The organism is Mesorhizobium sp. GbtcB19, assembly GCF_019091085.1.
Lineage (GTDB): Bacteria > Pseudomonadota > Alphaproteobacteria > Rhizobiales > Rhizobiaceae > Mesorhizobium.
The window spans coordinates 1-278 of sequence record NZ_JAGXJY010000202.1; the positions used below are offsets into that span (position 1 = coordinate 1).

Here is a 278-nt window from a genome sequence, read left to right on the forward strand (position 1 = left end):
TTGAGTGCCTTTAGGTGAGCTTATTCCTTCAAGACATTTAATAGCTTCTAAAATGTATTTCTCTGCCATTAATGGATTTTCAAAGATATAGCTTTCTCCCAAACAACAATATGCCGTAGCCTTCACAACTGTGAAATTCAGCTCAGAATCTATAATCGCAAGGCAGGTATTTCTACAGTTATCAATTTCATTAGCATGTAACTGTGTGTACGCGATTCGCTCCATATGTTGCATGCGTAAACAGTCTTTGATATAACCATCATCCATCTTACCGATAT

1 protein-coding gene is annotated in these 278 nt (G+C 36.7%); it reads right to left on the minus strand.

What is annotated here, in order from left to right; translation table 11 throughout:
• The coding region (locus KVT37_RS32175; RefSeq protein WP_217579022.1) for an AimR family lysis-lysogeny pheromone receptor at positions 1–278 on the minus strand (278 nt) is incomplete at both ends.